This window comes from Fredinandcohnia quinoae, assembly GCF_022427965.1.
Taxonomy (GTDB): domain Bacteria; phylum Bacillota; class Bacilli; order Bacillales; family Bacillaceae_L; genus Ferdinandcohnia; species Ferdinandcohnia quinoae.
The window spans coordinates 19,396-44,576 of record NZ_JAKTTI010000011.1 but is presented as its reverse complement, the minus strand read 5'-3'; the positions used below and the strand labels follow the sequence as shown (position 1 = coordinate 44,576).

Below are 25,181 nucleotides of genomic sequence, written 5' to 3'. Positions count from 1 at the left end.
TTTGTTCATGTTAACAAAAATTCCTAAAGATATTTCACTGCCAGCCCTATTGTTGGATGTTCAAGCATTAGATAGTAACTGTCAAAAGATTGCGAGTCAAGCAAAAGGGAAGAGCATCCGTATTGCTACGAAATCTGTTCGCTCCATTCCTGTATTAAAAAGATTGTTAGCTTCGAATCCTATATTTCAAGGACTAATGTGTTATAGCCCACATGAAGCTATTTTTCTAATAAAACAAGGGTTTGATAATCTTTTATTAGGATATCCATGCTGGGATAGAGATGCGCTTAATCAAATTTCGATCCTTAATCAAAGCGGCAAGAGGATCATTTGTATGATCGATGCGATTGAGCATGTTGACTATTTAGATAAAATCGCTAACGAAACGAATGGGCTATTTTATCTATGTATAGATATTGATATGAGTACTTCATTTCCTGGAATTCATTTTGGCGTTAGACGGTCACCAATTAAGGATGCTGAGGGAGCCGTTAAGATTGCTAGAAAAATAAAGAAATCTTCAAAACTACGACTCCTTGGAATTATGGGATATGAAGCACAAATTGCTGGAGTTGGGGACAAGGTTCCTGCTCAATTTTTTAAAAATAGAATCGTAAACTATCTGAAGAAGAAATCAATTATTGAAGTGAAAGAACGAAGAAAGAATATCGTGCAAGAGCTAAATAATGAAGGTTTTTCGCTTGAGTTGGTGAATGGTGGTGGAACTGGAAGCATGCATACGACTACCGAGGAAGATGTGGTGACAGAGGTAACGGTTGGTTCTGGTTTTTATTCTCCATTGCTTTTTGATTATTATCATGACTTCCAATATAATCCTGCATTGTATTTTGCGCTGCCTGTTGTAAGAAAGCCAGCACCCAATATGTACACATGCCTTGGTGGGGGATATGTATCATCAGGGCCGTCTGGTAAGGATAAGACGCCAAAGCCTGTTTTTCCACTTGGTGGTGAACTTCTCCCTTTGGAAGGTGCTGGTGAGGTTCAAACTCCTGTTTATTATGAAAATGAAAAATTAGAAATCGGTGATCCAATTATTTTTCGTGCTGCGAAAGCAGGTGAGATTTGTGAGCGTTTTAACGAAATAATCTGCATTGAGCATGAAAGAGCTGTAGACCAATATAAAACATATCGTGGAGAAGGAGTAAGCTTTTTATGAAAAAGATGAAACAAGGACAAACTTGGAAAAATTGGGCTCATACGAGTGAAAGCACTCCAGAAAGAATTTTCTATCCTGCTACAATCGAAGAAGTTTGTGAGATTGTTAAGGATGCTGGTAAACAGAAAAAATCAATTCGAGTAGTTGGAGCAGGTCATTCGTTTACAAAGTTAGTTCAAACGGATGTTTGGCTTATGTCACTTGACTTACTGAGTGGTATAGATTCGATTGATGAGGAGAACGGGACAGTAACTGTACTAGGTGGAACTCGCTTATTTCAGATAGGGGAGGAACTTGGTAAACGTGGGTATGCACAGGAAAATCTAGGGGATATTAATGTTCAAAGTATTGCTGGGGCAATTTCAACTGGTACTCATGGAACCGGAATCGAATTTGGTAACGTATCAACTCAAGCCATTGAAATCGTACTAGTAACTGCATCAGGTACTATTTTGACTATTTCAGAAAAGGAGAATTCAGAGTATTATAAGGCTGCCCTTGTATCCCTAGGGAGTCTTGGAATTATTGTAAAAGTAACCTTGAAGATCATTTCATGTCCAATATATGAGTATACAAGCCAGAAGGTGCACTTCTCACAATTAGAAAAACAGCTTAAGCAATTTGTAAAATCAAATCGTCATTTTGAGTGCTATCTTTTTCCCTATTCAGATATTGTCCAAGTAAAGACAATGAACATCAGTGAGCGTAAACCTCAAAGTCTAAAACTTCATCACTTTCAAAATCTCTTACTAGAAAACTATTTATTCTTCTTAATTTCAGAAATGTGTAGGCTGTTCCCAAAAAGTAGTCGTTTTTTTAGTAGGCTATCAGCAAAGGCAGTGGGTAGTTCATCAATTGTAGCGCATAGCTATCAATTATTTGCCACTCCTCGAATTGTTCGATTTAGGGAAATCGAATATTGTATCCCACTAGAGCATATGGGCGCTGCTCTTATTGAGGTTAGGAATCGTATTGAAGAAAAAAAGCATAAGGTTCATTTTCCGATTGAATGTAGAACAGTGAAGGCAGATGATATTTGGCTCAGTCCTTCGTATGAGCGAGAATCTGCATATATTGCCTTTCACATGTATAAAGGGATGCCATATGAGTCATATTTTCGTGATATGGAAGAAATTATGAAGAAGTATGAAGGTAGACCTCACTGGGGGAAGATGCATAATCGGAAATTCGCAGAACTATCAGATACATATCCGAAATTACCTGAGTTTCTGGAGATCCGACAAGAGCTAGACCCCAATGGCGTCTTTTTGAACGAATATGTAAAAAAATTATTATCAATATCATAGAAAAACACGAATGTAGCAAGACTACATTCGTGTTAATTTTGTTAGTTGCTAGCAGAATGCAATGCTTGTTCAATATCTACTATCAAATCATCAACGTGCTCTAAGCCTACTGATAATCGTAATAATCCATCGGTGATGCCTCTTTTTTCTCTTTCTTCCTTTGGCATTGCCGCATGCGACATTTGGGCTGGATATGAAAGAATGGATTCAACAGCACCAAGGCTGACGGCGAATTTGGGTAGTCGAAGATGCTCAACAAATATCTTCGTAGTTTCTTTATCTGGTAGTTTAAAAGAAAGTACGGCTCCAGCACCTGATGATTGTTTTACATGAATATCATGCCCTGGATGAGAAGGAAGACCAGGATAATACACGTCTTCAATTAATGGATGTTCACTTAAATAATTTGCTATTTTTGTAGCAGAATCAGTCGATTGTCGCAAACGAGTACCTAATGTTTTTATTCCTTGGATTAAAAGATATGAATCATATGTACCTAAAATGGCCCCAAATGAATTTTGAATAAATGCTAATCTATTTCCAAGCTCTTCATCTTTAGTCACGGCAAGACCAGCGATAATGTCACTATGCCCTGATAAAAACTTAGTAGCACTATGCAGTACGACATCAACACCAAGATCGATAGGATTTTGGTAAAGTGGTGTCATAAAGGTGTTATCAAGAAAAGTTAAGCAATTGTTTGCTTTTGCGATTTTAACAACGCTTTCGATATCTGTAATTTCTAAGCAAGGATTTGAAGGTGTTTCAATGTAGATGACCTTTGTGTTCGGTTGAATAGCCTTCTCAATTTCGGCGAGCTCTGTCATATTGACGAATGTATGGTCAATATTGAACTTACTTAGCACTTTTGTTACAAAACGGAATGTTCCCCCATACACATCTTCAGAAACGATTACATGATCGCTTGCAGACAGAAGCATGAAAGCGGAAGAAATAGCTGCCATTCCGGAAGCGAATGCTAACCCTCTTGTCCCGCCTTCTAATTCGGCTATCGTTTGTTCCAAAGCTTGCCTCGTTGGGTTTCCAGAACGACTATAATCAAATGGTCCATAATGATCAAAGCTTGCTTGGTGAAAGGTCGATGATAAATAAATAGGAACATTAACCGCACCTGTTCTTTGCTCAATGTCTTCACTTGATGAAGCGTGAATGAGTTTTGTTTCTAATTGATCCTTGAACGTGCTCATTTTGCGATTACCTCCTGTTCTAATGTCGAAAATACTTGATCTAAATCCGCAATAAGATCATCTGCGTCCTCCACCCCAACAGAAAAACGCAATAATCGATCACATACTCCACGGCGGATTCGCTCTTCCCTAGGAATATCAGCATGTGTTTGTGTAGCTGGGTAAGTTATAAAACTTTCAACACCACCAAGGCTTTCAGCAAAAGTAATTAGTTGTAGATTTTCTAAAAAGGGAGCGATCCATTCACTGTCACTAAGACGGAATGATAACATACCACCTTTTCCAGGATAGAGAACATCGGTCACTTTCGGTTCATTCTGTAAAAATTCAGCAATCTTTTTTGCATTTTCCTCATGCTGTTTCATTCGCAATGCAAGTGTTTTTAATCCTCTAACTAATAACCATGAATCAAATGGAGATAGAACTGCACCGCTAGCATTGTGAAGTGTTGTTAGCTTTTCACATAATGCCTCCCCCTTAGCAACTACTAATCCAGCTAGAACATCATTATGCCCACCGATGTACTTGGTCGCACTGTGGATCACGATATCTGCACCATCCTCGATCGGCCGTTGAAGATAAGGAGTTAAAAAAGTGTTATCAACAATTAGTAATAAATTGTAATCTTGTGCAAGTTTTGAGTATCTTTTTATATCAATTTCTTGCATTAATGGATTTGTTGGCGTTTCAATGAAGATCGCCTTTGTTTTATCTGTAATTAATTTCTCAACTACCTCGACATCGGTAAAGTCAGAATATGTTGTATGGATTCCATATGCTTCCGAATAATATTTAAGTAATCGGTATGTTCCACCATAAATATCCTCAGGTACAACTAATTCATCACCAGTACGAAAGAGGGAAAGTACTAATTGGATCGCAGCCATTCCAGAACTACAGGCATAGCCACAATCCCCTGATTCTAAGTTTGCAATCCCCTCTTCTAGAATTGTTCTAGTTGGATTCTTGGTGCGTGTATAATCATAACCGGTTGACTTCCCTAGTCCTTCATGCTGATAAGCAGTAGATAAATAAATCGGTGGGTTTACAGCACCAGTAGTGTTGTCACTATGATTTCCTAATTGCACTAATCTTGTTTTTAAGCTTCTTTTCGTCATGTTACTCATCCTTTTTAGTAAAATGGGTAAAAAAAGTAGGGACCTCCTAAAAGAAGAAGGTCCCTACAATGGAAAAGAAACTTCTTATCTTCTAGGTTTGGTTACCTATTGGAATTAGCACCGGACCTTGTTTAGAGGCTGGTTGCTGAGACATCATAGGGCCAAATCCCTCCGTCTCTCTTGATAAGAAAAGTATGTAATTTTTCGGAAAATTAATTTCCTTAACTTTATTACATTTTAAAGAATAAAACAAGAGAAAAATTAAAAAGAATTATTGTTTTAACATGAAAGAAAAAGTTGTATGATATAATAATAAACATATAAGATTAGTCGGATTAAGTGTTAAGCATAGGACTAAATAAGAGTTTAATGCAAAGGAGACAGTGAATTTATGAGATTTCAAGATTTTAAAAGTTTGGAAGAAAGACTTGAATTAATGACCGAGCTTTCGGGGCGTTTTTTAACTAGAGCTGCAAAGGTGGATGAGGAAGGAAGCTTTCCGTTCGAAAATATTGCCGATTTGAAAGAAACCGGTTATACATCATTAACGCTTCCAAAAAAGGTTGGAGGTGAAGGGATATCCCTTTATGAGCTAGTACGCCTACAAGAATGCATCGCAACAGGGGATGGACCGACAGCATTATCAATTGGCTGGCATATGGGAATAATTCAAGATCTTGGTGAAAAAAATTCTTGGAAAGAGTCCATGTTCGAAATGATTTGCAACGAGGTCAAAGAGGGAGCTCTTATTAACAATTGTGCATCAGAGCCACAAACAGGAAGTCCAACTAGGGGAGGAAAGCCAACAACGTCAGCTGTGAAGGAAGGCGACTATTGGATCGTTAATGGTCGAAAAACATTTACGACAATGTCTCCTGTATTAGATTATTTTAATGTAACGGCTACTATACAAGAAAGTGGAGAGGTAGGATATTTCTTAATTCCTCGCTCTACTCCCGGTGTAGAAATTCAAGAAACATGGGATAGTATTGCCATGAAAGGAACAGGCAGTCATGATTTAGTTTTAACTAATGTGAAGATTTCTGAGGAGTACTTAGTTGAATGGTTTGAGCCAGGAAATAAAGGGTCATCAGGATGGTTGCTCCATATTCCTGCTTGCTATTTAGGTATTGCACAGGCAGCACAATCTTATGCAATTAATTTTGCGAAAGATTATTCCCCTAACAGTATTAAGGGATCGATTATCGATATTCCGACTGTACAACAAAAAATTGGTGAAATGGAACTAGAATTAATGAAGGCGAGACATTTCTTATATTCAGTTACGAAACAATGGGACCAATCAAATGAAGTAGAACGTAATCAAATGAAACCAGAATTAGGTGCTGTCAAGCTTGCAGTAACAAATGCAGCAATCAAGATTGTCGATCTTGCGATGAGAGTAGTGGGGGCACGAAGCTTATCACTTAAAAATCCACTTCAACGCTATTATCGTGACGTACGAGCGGGTCTTCATAATCCACCGATGGATGACATGACGATTATGTTACTCGCGAAAAATGCGATAGGGAATAGGTAAAGGAAAGCCACCATTACAATTGATGGTGGCTTTATATATTATAAATAAACTCTTCAGGCTTAACCCTTTTTAAAAATTGTCTTGTTCTTTCTTCCTTTGGCCGTACAAAAATCTCCTGAGGGGTTCCTTCTTCAACTACGACTCCACCATCCATGAATATAACTTTATTTGCGACATCCTGGGCAAAGGACATTTCATGGGTCACTACTAGCATTGTGGTTCCTTCCTTTGCAATATTTTTCATGACGGTTAACACTTCACCGACTAGTTCTGGATCAAGTGCGGAAGTTGGTTCATCAAAAAGGATGATATCTGGATTCAGCGCAACTGCTCGGGCGATTCCGACTCTTTGCTGCTGACCACCTGATAATTCACTTGGGTATGAATTATATTTTTCCGATAGTCCAACTTTGTCTAAAGCCTTTTTACCAATTTCAATTGCTTCAGCCTTAGGAACCTTTCTACCGATAATAAGTCCTTCGGTTACATTCTCCAATGCAGTTTTATTATTGAATAGATTATAATTTTGAAAGACAAAGGCGACTTTTTGTCTAATTTTATGAATTTGTTTTTTTGATGCCGTTTTTAAGTTGACCTCAATTTCTCCGGAAATTGCCTGCCCTTTATCAGCTTTTTCAAGGAAGTTAATACATCTGAGTAATGTTGTCTTCCCTGAGCCACTTGGACCAAGAATAACGACAACATCACCCTTGTCTATTTTTAAATCTAAGTCTTTAATAATTACATTATTTCCGAAGGACTTGCTGATATTTTTTATTTCTAACATAATAATCATCTCCTTAGATACTCGCCGTTTTATACCTGCTTAATCGCTTTTCATACAGTTTAAATGCGTACTCTACTAAACTACAAATTAGTAAGTAGACGAGAAAGATATCAATATAGGCCTCAACATAATTGTAGCCAACATTTGCAGCAACCTTAGCTTTTAACGTTATTTCCTGGAGTGAAAGTGCATAGCCCAAAGACGTTGCTTTGATTAGATTGACGGTCGCTGTACAAATATTCGGTAATGCTATGACCAATGTTTGAGGGATGATAATTCTTCGAAATGCTTGGAAGTTTGTTAGACCGATAGAATGAGCTGCTTCCAACTGTCCTTTACTTACAGTGCTAATCGAGGATCGGAACACTTCAATCAGAATCGCTGTCGTATTTAATGAAAAGACGATAAATGCATACCAAATAGGATTGACATCATAAACATTCATATCGATTTTAAATTTAGTAAAAAAGGAATCGAGTAATAATGGGACACTATTATAGATGATAAAAATTTGGACAATAACTGGTGTTCCTCGTACAAATGATACATACACTTGTGCAAATCGATGTAAGACGGGAATTCGATTGATTCTTGTTAATGCAAGTAGGAAACCTAATGGGAGCGCGATTAATAAGGATACGACCGTAATGAGTAAGGCAACCGGAACTCCTGATAATGCAACAAAAAAGGTATCTATTAAAAATTGAACATCAAGACCTTGCGACACTTTCTCACCACCTTAAGTTGTTTTAATGATTTGTTTGCCTTTGCTGAAAATCTTTTCTAATTTCAAGAAGGTTTGTTCAATTGCAATTGAGAGGATCCAATAAATAATTGATAAACCAATATATATTTCCAATGCATGTGCATTAATATTGCCAGCTATAATCAGATTGGCCTTCCCCATAATATCGATTAGACCAATCGTATAGGCTAATGATCCTTCTTTCATAAGCTCAAGTAAGCTATTGCCGAAATTCGGCAAGGCAACGACAAACGCCTGTGGTAAAATAATTCTCCAATATGCTTGAATAGGACTTAAGCCGACACTAACTGCTGCTTCAAATTGACCTTTATCAATTGCTTCATAGGATGAACGGATTACTTCAGACATTAAAGCTCCGAATTGAAGGGTGAAGGTAATGACAACAAAGACAATTGTCTCGACATTATTAAGGTCGACTTTGAAATTACTAGCAATTGCAGGGAGTCCGTAGTACACAAGAAAAAGCAGGACAATGGATGGAGTACAGCGTAAAATCGTTGTATAACCGTGAGCTATTTTCTGTGCAATTTTATTTTTACTAAGTTTCATGATCGCCAAAATGAAACCTAGAATCGTTCCGAATAATACGGATAGAACTGTTACTAAAAAAGTTACTTTTAAAAAAGGAAGTAACATTGGGATGGACTCCCAAATATAAGTTGCATTAAAATACTTTTCCACGTTTTCTCACCATCCTTATTAGTAGAAAAAACTTGTCTCCCTATAAACTTAGGTGTGATTTCACCCCAAGCAAGAGACAAGTTTGCAGCCACTATTTTCAAAAAGTCTTGTTATCTATCAACGGTGTCAAGCACCTCAAACAAATCCCTGCCATAAAATTCTACACTTTGTTCATTCGTTTTCTTTTCTTCTTTAAGCTGCTTGATTGCTTTATCATAAGCATCGGCAAAGTCTTGTTCTTTTTTGTTAAATAAAGGCCATGTTTTAATCACGTCAAACTCGTTGTAGATAACATCATTTACTAAGTTATGATAAGCGCCATCCTCAGCTTTCACTTGTTTTTCAAATGGTCCTTCAATCATCACACCACCGTCGACACGACCTTCATTCACCCATTGAACGACATCAACAGAGAATTCATCACCTGCTTTTAATTTCACTGGATTGTCAGGGTTCGCTTGGTTGTATTCATCGATAATCGTATATTGTGCATTATTCGCAGCTATTGGTGCTAATGTTAGTCCAGCAGATGCAAAATCAGTTAGGCTCTTTATATGTTCATTTTCCTTTTTTAACACAAGTCCTGCACTACTTAAGCCAAGAAATTCCTTTGGGTATATAAATTTTTCCGTTCTTTCCTGTGTCCAGAATGCATTTTTAATCCCAACTTGATATTTACCTTGTTCAACCCCAATTAAGAGATCATCACTTGTTGTTCCAACATATTCGAACTCATAATCTGGAAGTAATTCATCCACTAATTTCATGACCTCCACATCGTATCCAGTAGGATTGCCATTTTCATCTAACCAAGAGATGGGCTTTGATGCCTGATCATAGGCTACTTTTACCTTCCTAACTCCTGAATCATTACCAGAAGCTGAATCAGAACCGCTGGCGCATCCTGCTAGAAGGACAACTGTAGCTAAAGCTGCTGTAAAAAGACTTGCTATCTTTTTAGTTTTCATAATTCATAACCCCTTTTGATTAATTTAATTCCTAGTTATTTAATTGGATTAGTAAGATATTAGCATTCTATGAAAAAACCGTCAATGTGTTTTTAGAAAATTCTTTTGATTAAATTATTTGGATTTTGATGAGTATAATGAAATACGATCATTAGATTCAGTTCGGTGAAAATAAAAAAACGAATGAAGCACAATACAGCTTCATTCGTTTTTATTTTGCTATTTATTTTTGATGAAAAAAATCTTTAAATGCTTGAGTGATTTCAATTCCTTGGTAGATGAATAAACCTGTTGCAGTAAGTGAAAAGAAGCCAATCATTAAAAATCTGAACCACATATCGTTTCCTCCTTGATTTTTTAATTTGAAAAATCAAAGAGCCTTGCCCACATAGTTCGACTGATAAAAAATGGGTGGAAATAATATATCTTTTCGCACGAGCATCCCGGCATAGCTTCTGGCAGAGAAGAGTTTTAGAAAAATAATGATAAAAATAGGGTCGATAATTATGCTCAGCAATTTTTGCTTCCCATCATCCAAAAGTGGTAAGCTATCAGCTGAAAAGCCACTAATGATTGTACTGCTTTCTTGAATATCAGCAGATTTCATCGTGTGGAAATGGTTATGAGTAGTAGCGAATGACAATACTGCAAGCAGTGAAACAAATACAATCACCCATTGTTTCCTCATTGAAATTCACTCCTTTAGAATGTAACAATCATACATCATCTTAAAAAGTTATGCTACAAAAAAATGCTGACAAAAAGATCCTCATTTCGAGGATCTTTTTCGACGTTTAGAAATAATGTACTGCAGTAAAACAACTATGATTAAGATGACCCACCAAGAAGAATGATTATTTTTTCATCATCTTTATCCACTTCTATCTTGTCTTCCATATTCACTTTTGTATGTGTAACTTCTTCCTTTTTTGAACTAGTAATTCATCAAAATCACAATCATGGGTTTGCTTTAATACTATAAGTCTAGTATAATAGGAATTTGTATTTTTGAAGGAAAAAACGTAACTATTTTCTAATAATGTTAGATATATGTAAATATGGAAATAGGGGTGTTTTTAAGATTAAAAGTATGAAATGAAAGGTGTTAATCATGTATTTTGAAAGTTTGCTAGAAGAAGAGAATCTTACTAAAAGCCGCTCTGAGGTTCAGAAGGATTTAGAGGAACTTCAATTTCAGATGTTTCGAATGCAGGAGAATATAAAAGAAATATCAAAGAGACATCAAATTATTGGGATTGACCAAACAAAGGAAGAAAAATGGGTCATCGTATCTGCGCTTGATGATGGGCGTCGTTGTCAAATTATGTTGAATGATTGTGTATCCGCTTACCGTGGGAAATGGGAATTTTCACTGCATGCCAAATATATAGATGATAATGTGATTCACATTGGTGATATTAGAGGTCCTGCAAATCAAGGTTATGGTTCCATCTGTATTAATTATCTTAAGGATATAGCAATTGAACAAAATATGCCTACAATAACTGGAGATATTGCACAGAGAGATTGGGACCATCTAGATCGCCTTGTCTACTTTTATACAAAGCATGATTTTGATGTAGAAATAGACCATGAAACGAAATCAGGAGAAATTATTTGGAGCAACTAAATCAATATAATTATTAGAGGTGATCGTGATCACCAAAGCACGGAAATCACCCCTTGAAAACAGAAGGATTAAGGGGTGATTAAAACGTGTGAACCCCCCCCCATGTCCAATCAATTTGAATCTCTACCCGTACAATAGTGAGAGAATGTATTTAACTACGTACGGAGGGATTCCTATGATTTATAAAAAAATTACCTATCGCATTAATCCCCAGAATGTAAGTGAAATCATTCATTACCTAAATGAGATTATCATACCGAGCAATATTAAGAATGGAGCCAAGCTTGTTGGCCAATGGGTTACTGACTCACATAATGATGTAATTTCCATATGGGAATACCCAAACCAAAGTGAGTTCCTCAAAATAGAGGAGCGTGTAAAAAATGATGACCTATACTTAAAAGCCCCATTAGATGAACCACCTTTAATAGAATACCTAGAAGAATTTATGTACACGACAAGCAAATACGACTTTCCGATGCATTCGGTAACAGTAAGTGGATATATTACAAATGAAAAAGATGAAACCCTTTTGGTAAAAACTTTTTGGCGTTCAGACACATGGGAACTACCTGGTGGGGGTGTTGATGAAGGGGAGACCCTTGATCGCGCATTGTACAGGGAGATTTTAGAAGAGACTGGTATTCATGTGAAATTAGATGGAGTTACAGGAGTTTATTCGAACGGAAGTACGATTGCAATTGTTTTTAAAGGAAAATATAAAAGTGGAAATGTCAAGACCTCGTCAGAGACGAAGGATGTCCAATTTGTAAAAATTGATCAAGCAAATTTCACAAACTATATTACACGTGGAAAATTTAAACCTAGAGTGCTAGATGCAATGAATGGTCGGTGTGTGCCATATGAAGCTTTTAAAGTTCGACCCTATCGGCTATTAAACCGATTCGATAATGATATATGATAGTGCCTCAACAGAAAGATAGTAAACTGTTGAGGCGTTATTTATGTTAATATTGGTGTAATAATTGAAAATGTTAAAAACTTATAGAAAAGAATGATAAAGGTTGGAATTAGTGCAATGACTGGTGATGCATTATTCGGTCAATCTAACTATTTTAAAAAAGAGAAGGAACAAAATGTTTAACGACTATTTTATAACTGGGGAGTTCTATACATGCAAAGAAAAATTGAGGGAAAACAAAGGCTTTTAAATAGCAATGGTGAGCTAAATGATAAGGGCTATGCGACAGAACTCATTCTTGACTATCATCGTGATGACATTAAGGCTCGTTCATATCGAATTAAAGAATGGGATTATTATTTGATCGCAAATGATGATTTTGCGGTTGCACTAACGGTCGCGGATAATTCGTATATGGGATTAATAAGTGTATCATTATTGGATTTTCAAAAGCCTTGGTATAAAACTACAAGTATTATTAAGCCTTTTACCTTTGGTAAGCTAAAGCTTCCTTCCACATCGAAGGAAGGTGATATAGAATATCATGACAAAAGAATACAAATTTCGATCACTCATGAGGATGGGAATCGAAGACTCAAGTGTAATATGAAAAAATTTACTGATATTCAAGATTTTCAATGTGACATTGTCCTTAAAAATGAACCGAAAGACTCGATGGTAATTGCGACTCCATTTGCTGAGGATAAAAAAGCCTTTTATTATAATCAGAAGATTAATTGCATGACAGCAGAAGGCATTGCCTTATATGATGGAAGGGAATATCGATTTGATCCAGCCACATCATTTGGAACATTAGATTGGGGTCGTGGTGTTTGGACTTATAAGAATACATGGTATTGGGGATCTGCATCTGGACTGGTCGACAGCATTAAGTTTGGCTTTAATATCGGATACGGCTTTGGTGATACGTCGGCAGCAAGTGAGAATATGCTTTTTTATGATGGAATTGCTCATAAGTTGGAGGAGATAACTTTTCACATTCCGATGATCGGTGAAAAATATGATTACATAAGTCCATGGACTTTTACATCGGGCGATGGACGCTTTGAAATGAATTTTACCCCTATTCTAGATCGTAGTGATTATACATCAATCGGTTTGATTGCTAGTGACCAGCATCAAGTTTTTGGCAAGTTTAATGGTAAAGCCATTTTAGATGATGGGAAAGTCCTTGAAGTTCAAGATTTACTAGGCTTTGCAGAGCGAGTATATAATAAATGGTAAGAATTATAGACGCGGGAACAGTTCTTGCGTCTTTTTTGCTGAATTTTTTGAGAAATCCTTAAAGAGATCCAGCACATACTATTGACAACTTCAAAAAGTATGTTAATCTATAATCGACAGACAGTCGGTCGGTCAAAAAGAAGGAGAAGATGTGAAAATGAGAGTTGTAAAAGAGGCGGAGGAGCGCAGGAACGAAATACTTGATGCAGCGGATGAGCTCTTCACCCAGAAAGGCTTTGATGGCACAAGTACAAAAGATATTCTCGAAAAGGTCGGGATTGCAAGGGGAACGCTTTATTATCACTTCAAGTCGAAGGAGGATATTATGGATGCGTTGATTGAAAGACATAGTGATAGTCTTTTGGAGGCTGCCCGGATAATCGCCACAGATAAGAGTATTCCTTTAAACGAGCGTATGATCCGTACTGTAATGGCTTTAAATATCAGTGGCAGCAGTAGTGGCAAGGAAATCAAGGAGCATATACATAAGCCTCAGAACGCGCTCATGCATCAGAAAATACAAAAGGTCATCATCAACTCCGTTCCTCGGATATTAACGAATATAATCCGTGAAGGTATTGAGCAGGGGCAGTTCAACACTCCGTACCCGTATGAATGTATGGAAATGGTGATTGCGTACACGAATACCATTTTTGATGATGATATTGTAGAAATGACAAATGAGGAGCGTGTTTCACGCATAAAAGCGCTTATTTTTAACCTAGAAAGGCTGCTTGGTACTGAAAGTGGAAGTTTATTGTATGTTATGCAGATGTTTGGTAGCGGGAATGAAGAATAATGCTTTGTGTTGAAAATATCGCTTAGTATCATAAGAATTCTTCTATCAAATTAAAGAGAGTCTAAAAAAGGGGTATGCAGTTGGGAGGGAAAATAATGTTTTTGAAAATGATAAAAAACGATTTCACCAGAAACAAAGTGATCACAATGACCGTATTTGTTTTTATTACGATGGCAGTTATTTTGGCAGCAAGTGCTATCAATAATATTGCTAATCTAATTCAGTCAATGTCGGAAATGAAGGAACGTTCAAACCCAGCTGACATAACCCAGATGCATTCCGGAGAATTCAATCAGGCAGATATCGATCAATTTACAGAAGAACAGCGAGAGAATGTAATGATGCAGGAGACGATGGTGCTTCTGACATTTGACGGAAGTCAGATTCATTATGGTGAAAATCAGACGATGGCTGGAACCATACAGGATATTTCCTTCGTTGTACAGAATCAACAATTTGATTTTATCTTGGACTTGAACAATGAAAAGCTTGTTGTTAAGGAAGGAGAAGTCGCAGTTCCAATCTATTTTATGGAACAATATGACTTGAAAATCGGCGGGACGATAACCGTCAAACAGGGAATGTATGAGAAAGAGTTTATCATTGCAGATTATGCAAGAGATTATGAGATGAATTCTTCACTTACATCATCAAAGCGGTTTGTTATGAATCCGGCAGATTTTGAGGAAATGCGTGAAACATATGAAGGGGAACTAGAGTATTTAATTGAATTCAAACTGCGCGAGAGTGGGGATGCTAATGCTTTGAAAACTGCTTATATTGAAGCAGGCCTACCAGCAAATGGACCTTTAGTTGATGGACAGATCTTTTTGATATTTAATGCTCTGTCAGATGCCGCTGTGGCTTTGGTCATTATCCTGATCAGTATGCTGTTGATATTAATTGCGTTTCTAAGTATTAGACTTACATTTTTAGCGACAATGGATGAGGATTTAAAAGAAATAGGTGTTATGAAAGCAATTGGTATTTCTAAAAAAGATATTAGGAATGTATACCTTAACAAATACAGACTACTGTCAGTAGCAGCTGGTATTTTAGGTTATCTGCTTTCTTTCCCAGTTGCCAATCTGTTTAATGAGCATATGAAACTGTATATATCCTCAGATTTATCAGGAAACTTAAAATTCATTCTAGCCCTTATAGCTCCACTTATGGTCTATTTTATGATCGTCATGTACTGTAAGAAAGTAATGAAAAGAATCGATAAGATTTCAGCGGTAGAAGCATTGCGTTCCAATATTATGGAGCAAGGGAGAAATAAGAAAAATCGTTTCCGATTGCTTAAAAATAAATGGTTCAGCACGAATATTTATATGGGGCTACGGGATGTATGGATACGATTTAAATTATATCGGTTACTGTTTTTTATATTTGCTGTTTGTTCGTTTATAGTTATTCTCCCATTAAATGTGTATAACACGATGAATTCACCGGAGTTTTCAACATATATGGGCATTGGAAAATCCGATATTAGAATCGATCTTAGAAAGTCAGATACAATAACAGATGATTTTAATAATCTACAGCAAGAACTACTAGCTGATTCAGATATTGAAAAGTACGCTGCTTTTATAACAAGTTCTTACCAAATCAAAAATGCGGATGGTTCCTGGGATTATATAAATATTGAAGTTGGAGATTTCACAGTATTTCCATTGCAATATTTAGAAGGGAGATCACCAGAAAACGAAGGTGAGATCTCACTTTCCTATGCAAATGCGACGAAGGAGGGATTAAACAAACAAGTAGGAGATGAAGTGGTAGTAAAGGCTGACGGGACAGAAAAGACGTTAAAAATAACAGGTATTTATCAAGATATTACAAATGGTGGGAATACAGCAAAAGCGGATACTAGTCTTGGTATAAATGCATCAGCAGTACTTTGGTATATTGTGAGCATGGATGTGACTGAAGGCGTTAATATAAGCGAGAAAATGAGCTACTACCAAGGTAATTATGATTCTGCACAGGTAAATGATATCCAAGAATATTCTAGCCAAACACTTGGAAATATGATAGACCAGATGAAGATCATTGTAACCGCTGGAATCATCATCGCAGTTATCGTTCTTATATTAATTACTGCTCTATTCCTTCGAATGCTATTATCAAAAGATATGTCTCAAATTGCAATAATGCGAAGTATAGGCTTAACTTCTCAAGAGATTAGTTATCAATATATGGCAGGGACTTTGTTGGTACTTGTATTAGGAATCATATTTGGAGTTATGGCTTCCAATTATTTAGGGGAGTTTCTGGTAAACATTGGTATGTCTTCAATGGGAGCAACAAAAATTGAATTAGTGACTGTCGTCTGGCAGACATGGCTTCTTTGCCCAGTTGTATTGATTTTAATAGTCGGAACTACCATATATTTATCCTGTAAGATAACCGTAAAGGAAGACCTATCTATTATTTTGAGAAGTTAGTAGACCTTTGGCAGGTGACAAATATATGAAAATGAAATAGTCTCCTGCCCTCTTATCTATTTTTACATTTGCATGGGAGGCATATGAATGAGCACAATATTAGAAGGAATAAGTATGAACAAAAATGTAGAACTAGGAGATAATCATGAGCTTCGTATTTTAAAAGATATAAACTTAGAGATTGAAGAAGGTGAATTCGTATCGATTATGGGGCCATCTGGAAGTGGTAAATCAACACTGCTTTATAATATGAGCGGTATGGATCGGGTTAGTTCAGGCAGTGTAAAGTTTAGAGGTAGTGATATTACCAGTCTTAGCGAGGAGAAAATGGCACAGCTTCGATTGAAACACATGGGTTTTATCTTCCAGGATATTAATCTGCTTAAGAATCTCTCACTGATTGACAATGTGATGTTTCCTGCTCTGATATCAAAAGATGTGGAAAAAAATAAGGTAAATCAAAAAGCAAAAAAGCTACTGAAAATGACAGGGATTGACAAGCTGGCAGATCATAATATTACGCAAGGATCTGGAGGACAGCTACAGAGAATCGCTATTTGTAGGGCGTTGATTAATAATCCAGATATCATATTTGGTGATGAGCCGACTGGTGCATTAGATTCAGAATCGACCGAGGATATTATGTCAATTCTTGCAGAAATAAATAGAAGAGGGACGACGATTCTACTTGTAACACATGATGCCAAGGTGGCAGCAAAAACTGAAAGAGTATTATATATGGTAGATGGAAGTATTGTTGCTCAAAAGATAATGGGTAAATACGATCCGCAGAAGCAAGATAGTAAGAAAAGAGAGGAAAGTATTTTAAATTGGATAGTTCACTAGAATTTGGAAATTTGCAATCATGTTACTAAGATAAAAAAAATCCTTGCAAGATAAAAAAAGATGTGATATATTACATTTTGTTAATAAAAAAATGACTAAATTCCTCATTTGGTCAAAAGGTCAAAAAGTGAGGTGTAAGAGGTGGCGGTTGATCGAAGGCAATTAATCATTGATGCTGCTACAAAATCCTTTTCTTTATTTGGGTATAAGGCAACAACGATGGACCAAGTTGCAAAACTAGCAAACGTTGGCAAAGGAACAATTTATACATTTTTTAAAAATAAGGATGAATTGTTTGGTGACATCGTAAATACCTTGATTAAAGATATGAAGGCTGTAGCGGAAAAAGCAATAAAAACTGATAGTTCTTTTCATGATAATGCTAATCGTGTGCTATTCGAATTGCTTGAATTTCGAAAATCACACCAATTAACGATTAAGCTTTTTCAAGAAGAAAGGGATATCGGTACACAAGCTGTAGTTGACGTTGTGCAGCGTGTGGAGCAAGCCATCATTAATTATATGAAGGGAATTATTCAAGAAGCAATTGACCGCGGCGAAATTAAAGAATGTGATCCAGAGATTACAGCTTTTGTTATGCTGAAGCTATATGTATCATTAATTTTTGATTGGGAAAGAAATCATCAACCACTGGTTAAAGAAGAAATTTCCCAGCTTTTTGAACTATATTTTTTCCATGGCTTGTCAAAATAAATAAGAACTATGATACAAAGGGTTCTCTTATTCAACCTGTAGAGCACCCTTACAATTACCACCAAAATGACCGAATGAACAAAATGGTCAATTATAATTAGGAGGCTGAAGTCGATGAAAGGTTCGTCTTTTTTAGCAGAATTAAAACACATCTTTTCGAACCGGAAAATCCTTATTCCGATTTTAGCCGTAGCATTCGTACCAGTTTTATATGCTGGCATGTTCTTATGGGCTTTTTTAGATCCATACGCACATATGACAGATTTGCCTGTAGCAGTCGTGAATCAGGATGCGGGTTCCGATTTTGAAGGAGAGCATCTTCAATTAGGAAAAGATTTAGTAGATAAGCTTGAAGATAGTGAAACATTCAAGTTTAATATGGTCTCAAAGGAAAAAGGATATAAGGGTCTAGAAAATCAGGACTATTATATACTAGTTGAGATTCCAGAGAATTTCTCCGCAAATGCAACAACATTGCTTGATGATCAACCAGAAAAATTAGAAATCAAATATGTTCCAAATGAAGGCTCAAACTTCCTCTCTGGTCAAATCGGTGAAACGGCAATGGAAAAAATCAAAGCTGAAATATCAAAGAAAATTACAGCTACCTATGCGGAAACGATGTTTGATAAAGTAACTGAAATGGCAGATGGATTGGATCAAGCAAGTGATGGTGCCGGTCAGATACATGATGGTGCAGTGAAGCTTGAGGATGGTTCAAAAGCATTAAAAGATAATCTTGAAGTATTAGCATCCAAATCAATTGAGTTCAAAGATGGAATTCAAAAAGCAGCAACTGGTGCAAATGACCTAGCTGCTGGAACTGACCAAGTGAAGACAGGTCTTGGAGAAATTGAGGCAAAACTCCCAGCATTAATCGGTGGAACCCAAAAAGCACAGGCTGGAGTCGAGCAAATGAAAGAACAACTTCCTGGGAAAATTGCTGAAGGAATTAATGAGCAATTACAGGGAAGTGTAGGAAAATTAAATACAGGTGTTGACGAATTTGAAACACAGCTTGGAAATGGCCTCTCTGCTGGATTAACTGAAAATATTGCTGAATCCCTATCTAAGCAATTGGCTGCTCAACAAATGGAGATGATTTCTAAGTTACCAGAACAGGTAGTTAATCAACTCTATCCTGTAAAACCTACAGCCGAATTGTTACAAAAGCAATTGAAGGCACAACTCCTTCAAAATTTAAAACCAGGAATTGAACAAGGGGTAAAAGGTGGATTAGACCAAGGATTTACTCAATTTAAATCAGAACTGAATCAACAATTGCTTGGTGCGACAAATGGTATTGAAGATCAATTAAAAGCACAAACAGCACCAGCATTTAGCGAATTAGCAACTGGTATCGGAGAAATCAATAAAGGTCAACTTGTCTTACAAAAGGGTATCAATCAATTATATGCTGGATCACAAGCCCTAAATAAAGGTGCCAGCGATCTAACGTCTGGTATGAATCAACTTTCTGATGGAGCAGGACAAATTCAAGAAGGCTCTGGTAAGCTTGCTGATGGTTCGAAGGAATTAAATGAAGGTACTGTAAAATTGGCAGATGGTTCTACCGAATTATCTGACAAATTAACAGATGGTGCTGAAAAGGCAAATTCTGTTCATGCCACAGATGATACGTATGACATGATGGGTGAACCCGTAACTGTTGAAAAACAAGAAATTAATAAAGTGCCTAACTATGGAACTGGTTTCGCACCATATTTCATCTCATTAGGATTATTTGTAGGTGCATTACTTATTTCAATTGTATTTGCACTTAAAGAACCAGTTGTTAGACCTAAAAATGCACTTGGATGGTTCTTCAGTAAATTTGGTGTTATTGCGATAATTGGTATTATTCAAGCTATATTAGTAGATTTTATTCTACTAGTAGGATTGAATATCGAAGTAAAAAATATTTTCTTATTCTTTGTAACGTCAGTCATTACTAGCTTTGTATTTATGACATTGGTTCAAATGCTTGTTACGATGATGGGAGACCCAGGAAGATTCATTGCAATTGTAATACTCATTCTGCAATTAACAACAAGTGCTGGAACATTCCCACTAGAATTAATTCCGGACGCATTGCAACCAATCAGTGCATTGCTTCCAATGACATATTCAGTTCAAGCATTTAAAGCTGTTGTTTCAAGTGGTGACTTTGCATTTATGTGGCATAACAATGGAATTTTATTAGCATATACGGTAGCGTTCATGCTAATCACATTAGGTTATTTTAAAATTAAAATGAAACGTCAAGTAAATATTCCTGCTGCTGAAAACGTAGCATAATCAAAAGGAAGTGTGTCTCATTGTGGGCATGCTTCTTTTTGTTTTTACACATTTTGTTTTCTGAATTATATAAAAATTAAATTGACAAATGAAAAAAACTAGTCATATAATAAACTCAATTGAAAGCGCTTAAAATGGGAGGGGTGTAAAAATTATAAATAAGAGGCCGAAGTACTTTTATCGCCAATTTTCATTGTTTGTTTTAGTTGGAACAGTTGCCATAATCCTATTTAATTGTATTGCTTTTTTTATTACAAAGAACTCCTTGGAAGAAAAAATCACGGTTGAAAAACAGGGGAATATCTACCAGATGATGAGTACAATCGAACAAAAACTGCAGAACTTGGACTATACTTTAAACTCTTATACGAGAGGCTCATCCTTTGAGAGAATTATCCAACATGAGCTAACAGCCAAGCAATTTGACGTTTATCAATCCATTAATAAACAATTAAACTATATTTCATCGTTTGGCCCTAATCAGACTACAGCAGAACTTGTAAGTCTTGAGGGAAACTGGGTTATTGATAAAAATGGGTTGAAGCAGTTGACTAGGTCACTGAGGGAAGAGATTAAGTCTGATTATCTTTCATTGCCAAATGCTTCGACATGGTTAAAAAAGGATTCAAAAGATAAGACGGTCAAGCTAGTAAAGCAATTGCCACTTTTTAAAACGAATAAATATGGCGTACTGATCGTTAACTTTCCAATTGAATCGCTGTCTAATCTCATTTATCAGCAAGCACAGTCAAGTCCAATCTCTATATATAATAAGGATGGTAACCTTATTTATCAGAGCAAAGAAGCTTCAGATAGTGGTGCTCGTAATGAAGTTGTAACTAATTTAATTAATATTGGAAACTTGCGAACTGGCGTCGAACAGGTTGAAGGGAAGAATGGGACCTATAAGGTTGCCTATTCAAAGTCCTCATACAATGGCTGGATTTATTTCACGGAAATTAATAAAACTGATTTAGCGGGTGCGATGAAACCGACAGTTCTGGGGATTGTTTTTATGAGCCTATTTATGTTAACGTTAACATTTATAACTGCTTATCTTTATTCGGATTATTTTTCTAAACCGATTCGCGACTTACTTCAATATATCCCGAAAAATAAGAGTAATTATAAGGATGAATTCGAGTTAATCGGTCAATCTGTTCGTGAGGTTATTGATAGAAATGAAGTGTTAAATGCGATTGTTACAAATCAGGCAGAAAATTTGAAGACTTTATTTATGCTGAACCTCTTTCACGGGCGTATTACTGACAATGAGGTAGAGGAAAAGATTCAAAGTTTTTGTTATCCGGCAACATGGGGCAGCTTATATGTGTGGGCAATCCAAATTGATGATCTAGATCATTCAAAATTTACAAGAAAAGATGAAGATGTACTCATGTTCGGAATCAACCGGATTGTTGATGAAGTTATACCAAAAGACAATCAATTCACTCCAACCGTACTTGATTCTAATCTACTTTGCACAATCTTCATTTGTGAGGAAGAAGACTGGGATCACCATTTGAAATTTATCAATCAGTACACTGAAAAAATTCAAAAACAGGTGATGGAAAAATTTAATTTATCCATTAGCGTCGGCATAAGTAGACCATTCAAGCAATTAACGGAAAGTGTATATGCTCTGGAGCAAGGAATAGATGCCTTGAAGTACCGCTTGAAGGTTGGGAAAGGGTCCATTATTTTTTATGATAGTATTGCTGCAATTTTCAATAATCAAATTCGCACATCATTTCCAAAGAAATTAGAGAATGAATTATTTGATCATATCAAAAAGGGGGAAAGTAAAGAAGCCATTGAAGTATTACACATCATTCTCATTGAGCTCTTTAAAAGTCAAAATCCACATGAACTTGAAATCAATATAATGAGATTTATTAATGATTTAATGGGATTTATGCAAATTTTAGGAATGGAAACAATGAAGCTCGGCAATCACAAATCGCTGTATGATGCAGTATCCAAGATGAGGACTGCGGAAGGTATCGAGATGTTTGTCAAAAATAAAATCATTTATCCAATCATCCAGACAATTAATGAACGAACAAATTCACAATACAAAACAATCTCAGAAGAAATTGTCCATATTATTCAAAAGGAATTCGATACGGATATTTCACTTGAGAAAATCGCCAACCGGCTTCATTATAACCCTAGTTATTTAAGCAGTATTTTTAAAAAGGAATTTAACCAGTCATTTAGTGAATATTTGACACTGTACCGCTATAATATGGCGAAAAAATGGTTAATCGAGACAAATACATCAGTAAGGGAAATAGCAGAGCGTTTGCAATATAATAATTCGCAAAATTTTATTCGCTCCTTCCGTAAAATCGAAGGAACAACACCTGGTAAGTATCGTGAACAGCATAGACATGATTTGGTAAACTTTTAAGTATGAAATAGGGTAAGGAAACCTACAAGCTAGAGGGTTTCCTTACCTTTTTTGTGCATTAATCAACTTATCCTTTTACAGATCCTAGGTTAGCACCTTTAACAAAGTATTTTTGAATGAAAGGATAGACGATGAGCATTGGAACAGTTGCGATTACGATTACAGCCATTTTAATTGTTTGTGCAGGTGGAATAACTTCAACCGATGTGTTGTCACCCTGAACGCCACTAGAAACAATAACGATTTGACGCAGTAACACTTGTAACGGCCATTTTGCCGAATCATTGAGGTATAGAATGGCTGTAACGTATGTATTCCAATACGAGACAGCATAAAACAATGATATTGTTGCAATCGATGGAAGTGATAATGGAAGAATGATTTTAAAGAAAATCTTGAGATCATTACAGCCATCAATCTTCGCTGATTCTTCTAAGCTATCAGGTATGGCTTGGAAGAAGTTTCTCATGATAATTAAATTGAAGGCGTTAATTGCTACTGGAAGAATTAACGACCAATAAGAATTAATTAAACCTAAGCTTTTTACAACAATGAACGTTGGAATCATTCCACCGCTGAAAAGCATTGTAAACACGATAATAAAGCTGATCGCACTTCGTCCAACTAAATACTTCCTTGATAAACCATACGCCATAAAAGCGGTTAATATCATACTGACAAGTGTCCCAACCCCTGTTACACCGATTGAAACAGCTAACCCTTTAAAAATGGTAGGAGTTGATAAAATAAATTTGTAGGCATCTAAGGAAAATGTAGTTGGAAATAGAATAAATCTTTTCTCAATAACCTCTTGTGTCGTTGCAAAGGAGCTGGCGATCACATTAATAAATGGCAGCAAGCAAATAAGTGCAATCAAAAGTAAAAGAGCATAGTTGATTGTATCAAAAAGAATGCTGCCTACTGATTTTTTTTTCATTGTAGTAGTCCCTCCTATATAAATAAGTGTTTTCTCTGTATGAATTCAATATAACAAGTTGTGAAATGGTGGGTCTATAATCATTACATCACAAATGTTATGAATTGCTCTTGATTGAAACACTTAATGAAGAAGGAAGGGAAAATGGCTTTTTTCGTAATGTAGATGTCCGAATATCCGACAATGATAATCATTTGAAAATAAATAATCATCTGATTAGTTATTGATTAGTAAGCGCTTTCTAATCTGTTGGAACCAGGGATTCTGACGGGATGATTGTAGACGTAATGGTTAGTATCGTATTACTTTTACAATACAGCGAGTCACACAAGCTAAATCAACAAACCTGGGCGCAAGTATAGAGGAGGCATAAAGAAGTGAAAGAAAATGTTAATGTCATTCAAAATCAAATGAAACCAGCAGTGTACATTCCAAGTAAAGCATCCCTAAGGAAAAGGAAACTCGCAAGCATTGTAAAAAATCGATATTTATACTTAATGATCATGCCAGGCTTCCTGTATTTTATTATTTTCAAATATATTCCGATGGGTGGAATCATCATTGCCTTTCAAGATTACCAACCATTCTTAGGAATTAGGGATAGTGAATGGGTCGGGTTAAAGCATTTTATACGGTTATTTACAGAACCAACCTTTTTCATGCTATTAAAAAACACACTAATCTTATTCGCGCTAAATTTGTTTGTTTTTTTCCCGATCCCAATTATTTTGGCATTGATGTTGAATGAGGTACGCGTAAAGTTATTTAAAGGGGCAGTCCAGACAATTATCTATATTCCGCATTTCATGTCATGGGTAATCATCGTGTCAATTTCATATGTATTCCTGACACTTGATGGCGGTGTATTGAATGAAATGCTTGCAAGCTTCGGTGGCGAAAAAATTGCCTTTTTAACGGATCCAGATTGGACACGTACGCTCTATATTTTGCAAGTAATATGGAAGGAAATGGGTTGGTCAACGATCATTTATTTGGCAGCGGTTACAGCTGTAGATCTTCAATTATATGAAGCGGCAAAAATGGATGGGGCAAATCGCTTCAGACAGATTTGGCATGTTACCCTCCCTGCAATCCGTCCGGTTATCATCATTTTATTAATTTTAAAAGTAGGCGATACACTTGAATTAGGCTTTGAACATGTGTATCTACTATTAAACTCACTTAATCGTGAGGTTGCAGAAATTTTTGATACGTATGTGTACACGGCAGGACTTAAAAATGGCCAGCTTAGCTATAGTACTGCAGTTGGTGTATTTAAAGGAATCGTAGGACTTATCCTTGTAATGATTTCTAATCGCATTGCGAAGAAGTTTGGGGAGGAAGGTCTGTATTAAATCATGTGATCTAGTAATGG

At 36.2% G+C, this 25,181-nt stretch carries 21 protein-coding genes and 1 riboswitch; of the genes, 13 read left to right on the top strand and 8 right to left on the bottom strand.

What is annotated here, in order from left to right; genetic code table 11:
• Positions 1-7: 7 nt before the first annotated feature.
• Together MJG50_RS09085 and MJG50_RS09080 are read left to right on the top strand one after the other, a co-directional pair.
• Positions 8-1,177, top strand: a complete 1,170-nt coding sequence (locus MJG50_RS09085) for an amino acid deaminase/aldolase (RefSeq protein ID WP_240254985.1) — start codon at positions 8-10, stop codon at positions 1,175-1,177.
• The gene (locus tag MJG50_RS09080; RefSeq protein WP_240254983.1) at positions 1,174-2,484 is read left to right on the top strand and encodes a D-arabinono-1,4-lactone oxidase; all 1,311 of its coding nucleotides are present in this window, start codon (positions 1,174-1,176) and stop codon (positions 2,482-2,484) included. Before MJG50_RS09085 ends, MJG50_RS09080 begins: the two co-directional genes overlap by 4 nt.
• A gap of 41 nt (positions 2,485-2,525) precedes the next feature.
• On the opposite strand, the gene metC is transcribed toward MJG50_RS09080, so the two are convergent.
• Together metC and MJG50_RS09070 are read right to left on the bottom strand one after the other, a co-directional pair.
• Positions 2,526-3,692 carry a cystathionine beta-lyase gene (gene metC, locus MJG50_RS09075; RefSeq protein ID WP_240254981.1) on the bottom strand — a complete coding sequence of 389 codons (1,167 nt, stop codon included), beginning with the start codon at positions 3,690-3,692 and terminating at the stop codon, positions 2,526-2,528.
• Entirely contained in the window at positions 3,689-4,810 is a 1,122-nt protein-coding gene (locus MJG50_RS09070; RefSeq protein ID WP_240254977.1) for a methionine biosynthesis PLP-dependent protein, read from the bottom strand. Before MJG50_RS09070 ends, metC begins: the two co-directional genes overlap by 4 nt.
• Positions 4,811-4,891: 81 nt before the next feature.
• A riboswitch (SAM riboswitch) is annotated at positions 4,892-5,000 on the bottom strand.
• Positions 5,001-5,201: 201 nt separating this feature from the next.
• On the opposite strand from MJG50_RS09070, the gene MJG50_RS09065 reads away from it, so the two are divergent.
• Positions 5,202-6,350, top strand: coding sequence for an acyl-CoA dehydrogenase family protein (locus MJG50_RS09065; protein WP_240254975.1), 1,149 nt, complete (start codon positions 5,202-5,204; stop codon positions 6,348-6,350).
• A gap of 31 nt (positions 6,351-6,381) precedes the next feature.
• Here MJG50_RS09065 and MJG50_RS09060 read toward each other — a convergent pair whose 3' ends face one another.
• The 5 genes from MJG50_RS09060 to MJG50_RS09040 form a co-directional block, all read right to left on the bottom strand.
• Positions 6,382-7,137 carry an amino acid ABC transporter ATP-binding protein gene (locus MJG50_RS09060; RefSeq protein ID WP_240254973.1) on the bottom strand — a complete coding sequence of 252 codons (756 nt, stop codon included), beginning with the start codon at positions 7,135-7,137 and terminating at the stop codon, positions 6,382-6,384.
• A 13-nt stretch (positions 7,138-7,150) separates the two neighbouring features.
• A complete protein-coding gene (locus tag MJG50_RS09055) occupies positions 7,151-7,864 on the bottom strand; it encodes an amino acid ABC transporter permease (protein ID WP_240254971.1) in 714 nt (237 codons plus the stop codon).
• A gap of 12 nt (positions 7,865-7,876) precedes the next feature.
• Complete coding sequence (locus MJG50_RS09050) at positions 7,877-8,584, bottom strand: amino acid ABC transporter permease (RefSeq protein WP_240254969.1); 708 nt, start codon at positions 8,582-8,584, stop codon at positions 7,877-7,879.
• Between the two features lie 110 nt (positions 8,585-8,694).
• Positions 8,695-9,552, bottom strand: a complete 858-nt coding sequence (locus tag MJG50_RS09045; RefSeq protein WP_240254967.1) for a transporter substrate-binding domain-containing protein — start codon at positions 9,550-9,552, stop codon at positions 8,695-8,697.
• Positions 9,553-9,922: 370 nt separating this feature from the next.
• Positions 9,923-10,240 (bottom strand): hypothetical protein, encoded by a 318-nt coding sequence (locus MJG50_RS09040; RefSeq protein WP_240254965.1) that lies wholly within the window; start codon positions 10,238-10,240, stop codon positions 9,923-9,925.
• A gap of 423 nt (positions 10,241-10,663) precedes the next feature.
• Here MJG50_RS09040 and MJG50_RS09035 point away from each other — a divergent pair, with 423 nt between their 5' ends.
• The 9 genes from MJG50_RS09035 to MJG50_RS08995 all read left to right on the top strand — a co-directional run bounded on the left by MJG50_RS09035 (position 10,664) and on the right by MJG50_RS08995 (position 22,869).
• Positions 10,664-11,182: a hypothetical protein gene (locus MJG50_RS09035; protein WP_240254963.1), complete on the top strand. Its 519-nt coding sequence runs from the start codon at positions 10,664-10,666 to the stop codon at positions 11,180-11,182.
• 175 nt (positions 11,183-11,357) lie between these two features.
• Positions 11,358-12,104: an NUDIX hydrolase gene (locus MJG50_RS09030; protein ID WP_240254961.1), complete on the top strand. Its 747-nt coding sequence runs from the start codon at positions 11,358-11,360 to the stop codon at positions 12,102-12,104.
• 213 nt (positions 12,105-12,317) lie between these two features.
• Positions 12,318-13,349 carry a DUF2804 domain-containing protein gene (locus tag MJG50_RS09025; protein ID WP_240254959.1) on the top strand — a complete coding sequence of 344 codons (1,032 nt, stop codon included), beginning with the start codon at positions 12,318-12,320 and terminating at the stop codon, positions 13,347-13,349.
• Positions 13,350-13,506: 157 nt separating this feature from the next.
• On the top strand, positions 13,507-14,148 hold the full coding sequence (locus MJG50_RS09020; RefSeq protein WP_240254957.1) for a TetR/AcrR family transcriptional regulator: 642 nt from the start codon (positions 13,507-13,509) through the stop codon (positions 14,146-14,148).
• 95 nt (positions 14,149-14,243) lie between these two features.
• Positions 14,244-16,598, top strand: coding sequence for an FtsX-like permease family protein (locus MJG50_RS09015; RefSeq protein ID WP_240254955.1), 2,355 nt, complete (start codon positions 14,244-14,246; stop codon positions 16,596-16,598).
• An 87-nt stretch (positions 16,599-16,685) separates the two neighbouring features.
• Positions 16,686-17,444, top strand: coding sequence for an ABC transporter ATP-binding protein (locus tag MJG50_RS09010; RefSeq protein ID WP_240254953.1), 759 nt, complete (start codon positions 16,686-16,688; stop codon positions 17,442-17,444).
• A gap of 141 nt (positions 17,445-17,585) precedes the next feature.
• Positions 17,586-18,158 (top strand): TetR/AcrR family transcriptional regulator, encoded by a 573-nt coding sequence (locus tag MJG50_RS09005; protein WP_240254951.1) that lies wholly within the window; start codon positions 17,586-17,588, stop codon positions 18,156-18,158.
• 114 nt (positions 18,159-18,272) lie between these two features.
• Positions 18,273-20,456: a YhgE/Pip domain-containing protein gene (locus MJG50_RS09000; protein ID WP_240254949.1), complete on the top strand. Its 2,184-nt coding sequence runs from the start codon at positions 18,273-18,275 to the stop codon at positions 20,454-20,456.
• A gap of 193 nt (positions 20,457-20,649) precedes the next feature.
• On the top strand, positions 20,650-22,869 hold the full coding sequence (locus MJG50_RS08995) for an AraC family transcriptional regulator (RefSeq protein ID WP_240254947.1): 2,220 nt from the start codon (positions 20,650-20,652) through the stop codon (positions 22,867-22,869).
• A gap of 67 nt (positions 22,870-22,936) precedes the next feature.
• On the opposite strand, the gene MJG50_RS08990 is transcribed toward MJG50_RS08995, so the two are convergent.
• The gene (locus MJG50_RS08990) at positions 22,937-23,806 is read right to left on the bottom strand and encodes a carbohydrate ABC transporter permease (RefSeq protein WP_240254945.1); all 870 of its coding nucleotides are present in this window, start codon (positions 23,804-23,806) and stop codon (positions 22,937-22,939) included.
• 410 nt (positions 23,807-24,216) lie between these two features.
• Between MJG50_RS08990 and MJG50_RS08985 the strand changes: the two genes are divergently transcribed.
• A complete protein-coding gene (locus tag MJG50_RS08985) occupies positions 24,217-25,161 on the top strand; it encodes an ABC transporter permease (protein ID WP_240255120.1) in 945 nt (314 codons plus the stop codon).
• Positions 25,162-25,181: the final 20 nt, after the last annotated feature.

Excerpts from the sequence above, each read along its gene's own strand:
- MJG50_RS09085 (WP_240254985.1), top strand. The coding sequence starts at position 8 with ATGTTAACAAAAATTCCTAAAGATATTTCACTGCCAGCCCTATTGTTG.
- metC (WP_240254981.1), bottom strand. The coding sequence starts at position 3,692 with ATGAGCACGTTCAAGGATCAATTAGAAACAAAACTCATTCACGCTTCA.
- MJG50_RS09080 (WP_240254983.1), top strand. The coding sequence starts at position 1,174 with ATGAAAAAGATGAAACAAGGACAAACTTGGAAAAATTGGGCTCATACG.
- MJG50_RS09030 (WP_240254961.1), top strand. The coding sequence starts at position 11,358 with ATGATTTATAAAAAAATTACCTATCGCATTAATCCCCAGAATGTAAGT.
- MJG50_RS09015 (WP_240254955.1), top strand. The coding sequence starts at position 14,244 with ATGTTTTTGAAAATGATAAAAAACGATTTCACCAGAAACAAAGTGATC.
- MJG50_RS08990 (WP_240254945.1), bottom strand. The coding sequence starts at position 23,806 with ATGAAAAAAAAATCAGTAGGCAGCATTCTTTTTGATACAATCAACTAT.
- MJG50_RS09035 (WP_240254963.1), top strand. The coding sequence starts at position 10,664 with ATGTATTTTGAAAGTTTGCTAGAAGAAGAGAATCTTACTAAAAGCCGC.
- MJG50_RS09065 (WP_240254975.1), top strand. The coding sequence starts at position 5,202 with ATGAGATTTCAAGATTTTAAAAGTTTGGAAGAAAGACTTGAATTAATG.
- MJG50_RS09010 (WP_240254953.1), top strand. The coding sequence starts at position 16,686 with ATGAGCACAATATTAGAAGGAATAAGTATGAACAAAAATGTAGAACTA.
- MJG50_RS09000 (WP_240254949.1), top strand. The coding sequence starts at position 18,273 with ATGAAAGGTTCGTCTTTTTTAGCAGAATTAAAACACATCTTTTCGAAC.
- MJG50_RS09045 (WP_240254967.1), bottom strand. The coding sequence starts at position 9,552 with ATGAAAACTAAAAAGATAGCAAGTCTTTTTACAGCAGCTTTAGCTACA.
- MJG50_RS09040 (WP_240254965.1), bottom strand. The coding sequence starts at position 10,240 with ATGAGGAAACAATGGGTGATTGTATTTGTTTCACTGCTTGCAGTATTG.
- MJG50_RS08985 (WP_240255120.1), top strand. The coding sequence starts at position 24,217 with ATGAAACCAGCAGTGTACATTCCAAGTAAAGCATCCCTAAGGAAAAGG.
- MJG50_RS09025 (WP_240254959.1), top strand. The coding sequence starts at position 12,318 with ATGCAAAGAAAAATTGAGGGAAAACAAAGGCTTTTAAATAGCAATGGT.
- MJG50_RS09070 (WP_240254977.1), bottom strand. The coding sequence starts at position 4,810 with ATGACGAAAAGAAGCTTAAAAACAAGATTAGTGCAATTAGGAAATCAT.
- MJG50_RS09020 (WP_240254957.1), top strand. The coding sequence starts at position 13,507 with ATGAGAGTTGTAAAAGAGGCGGAGGAGCGCAGGAACGAAATACTTGAT.
- MJG50_RS09060 (WP_240254973.1), bottom strand. The coding sequence starts at position 7,137 with ATGTTAGAAATAAAAAATATCAGCAAGTCCTTCGGAAATAATGTAATT.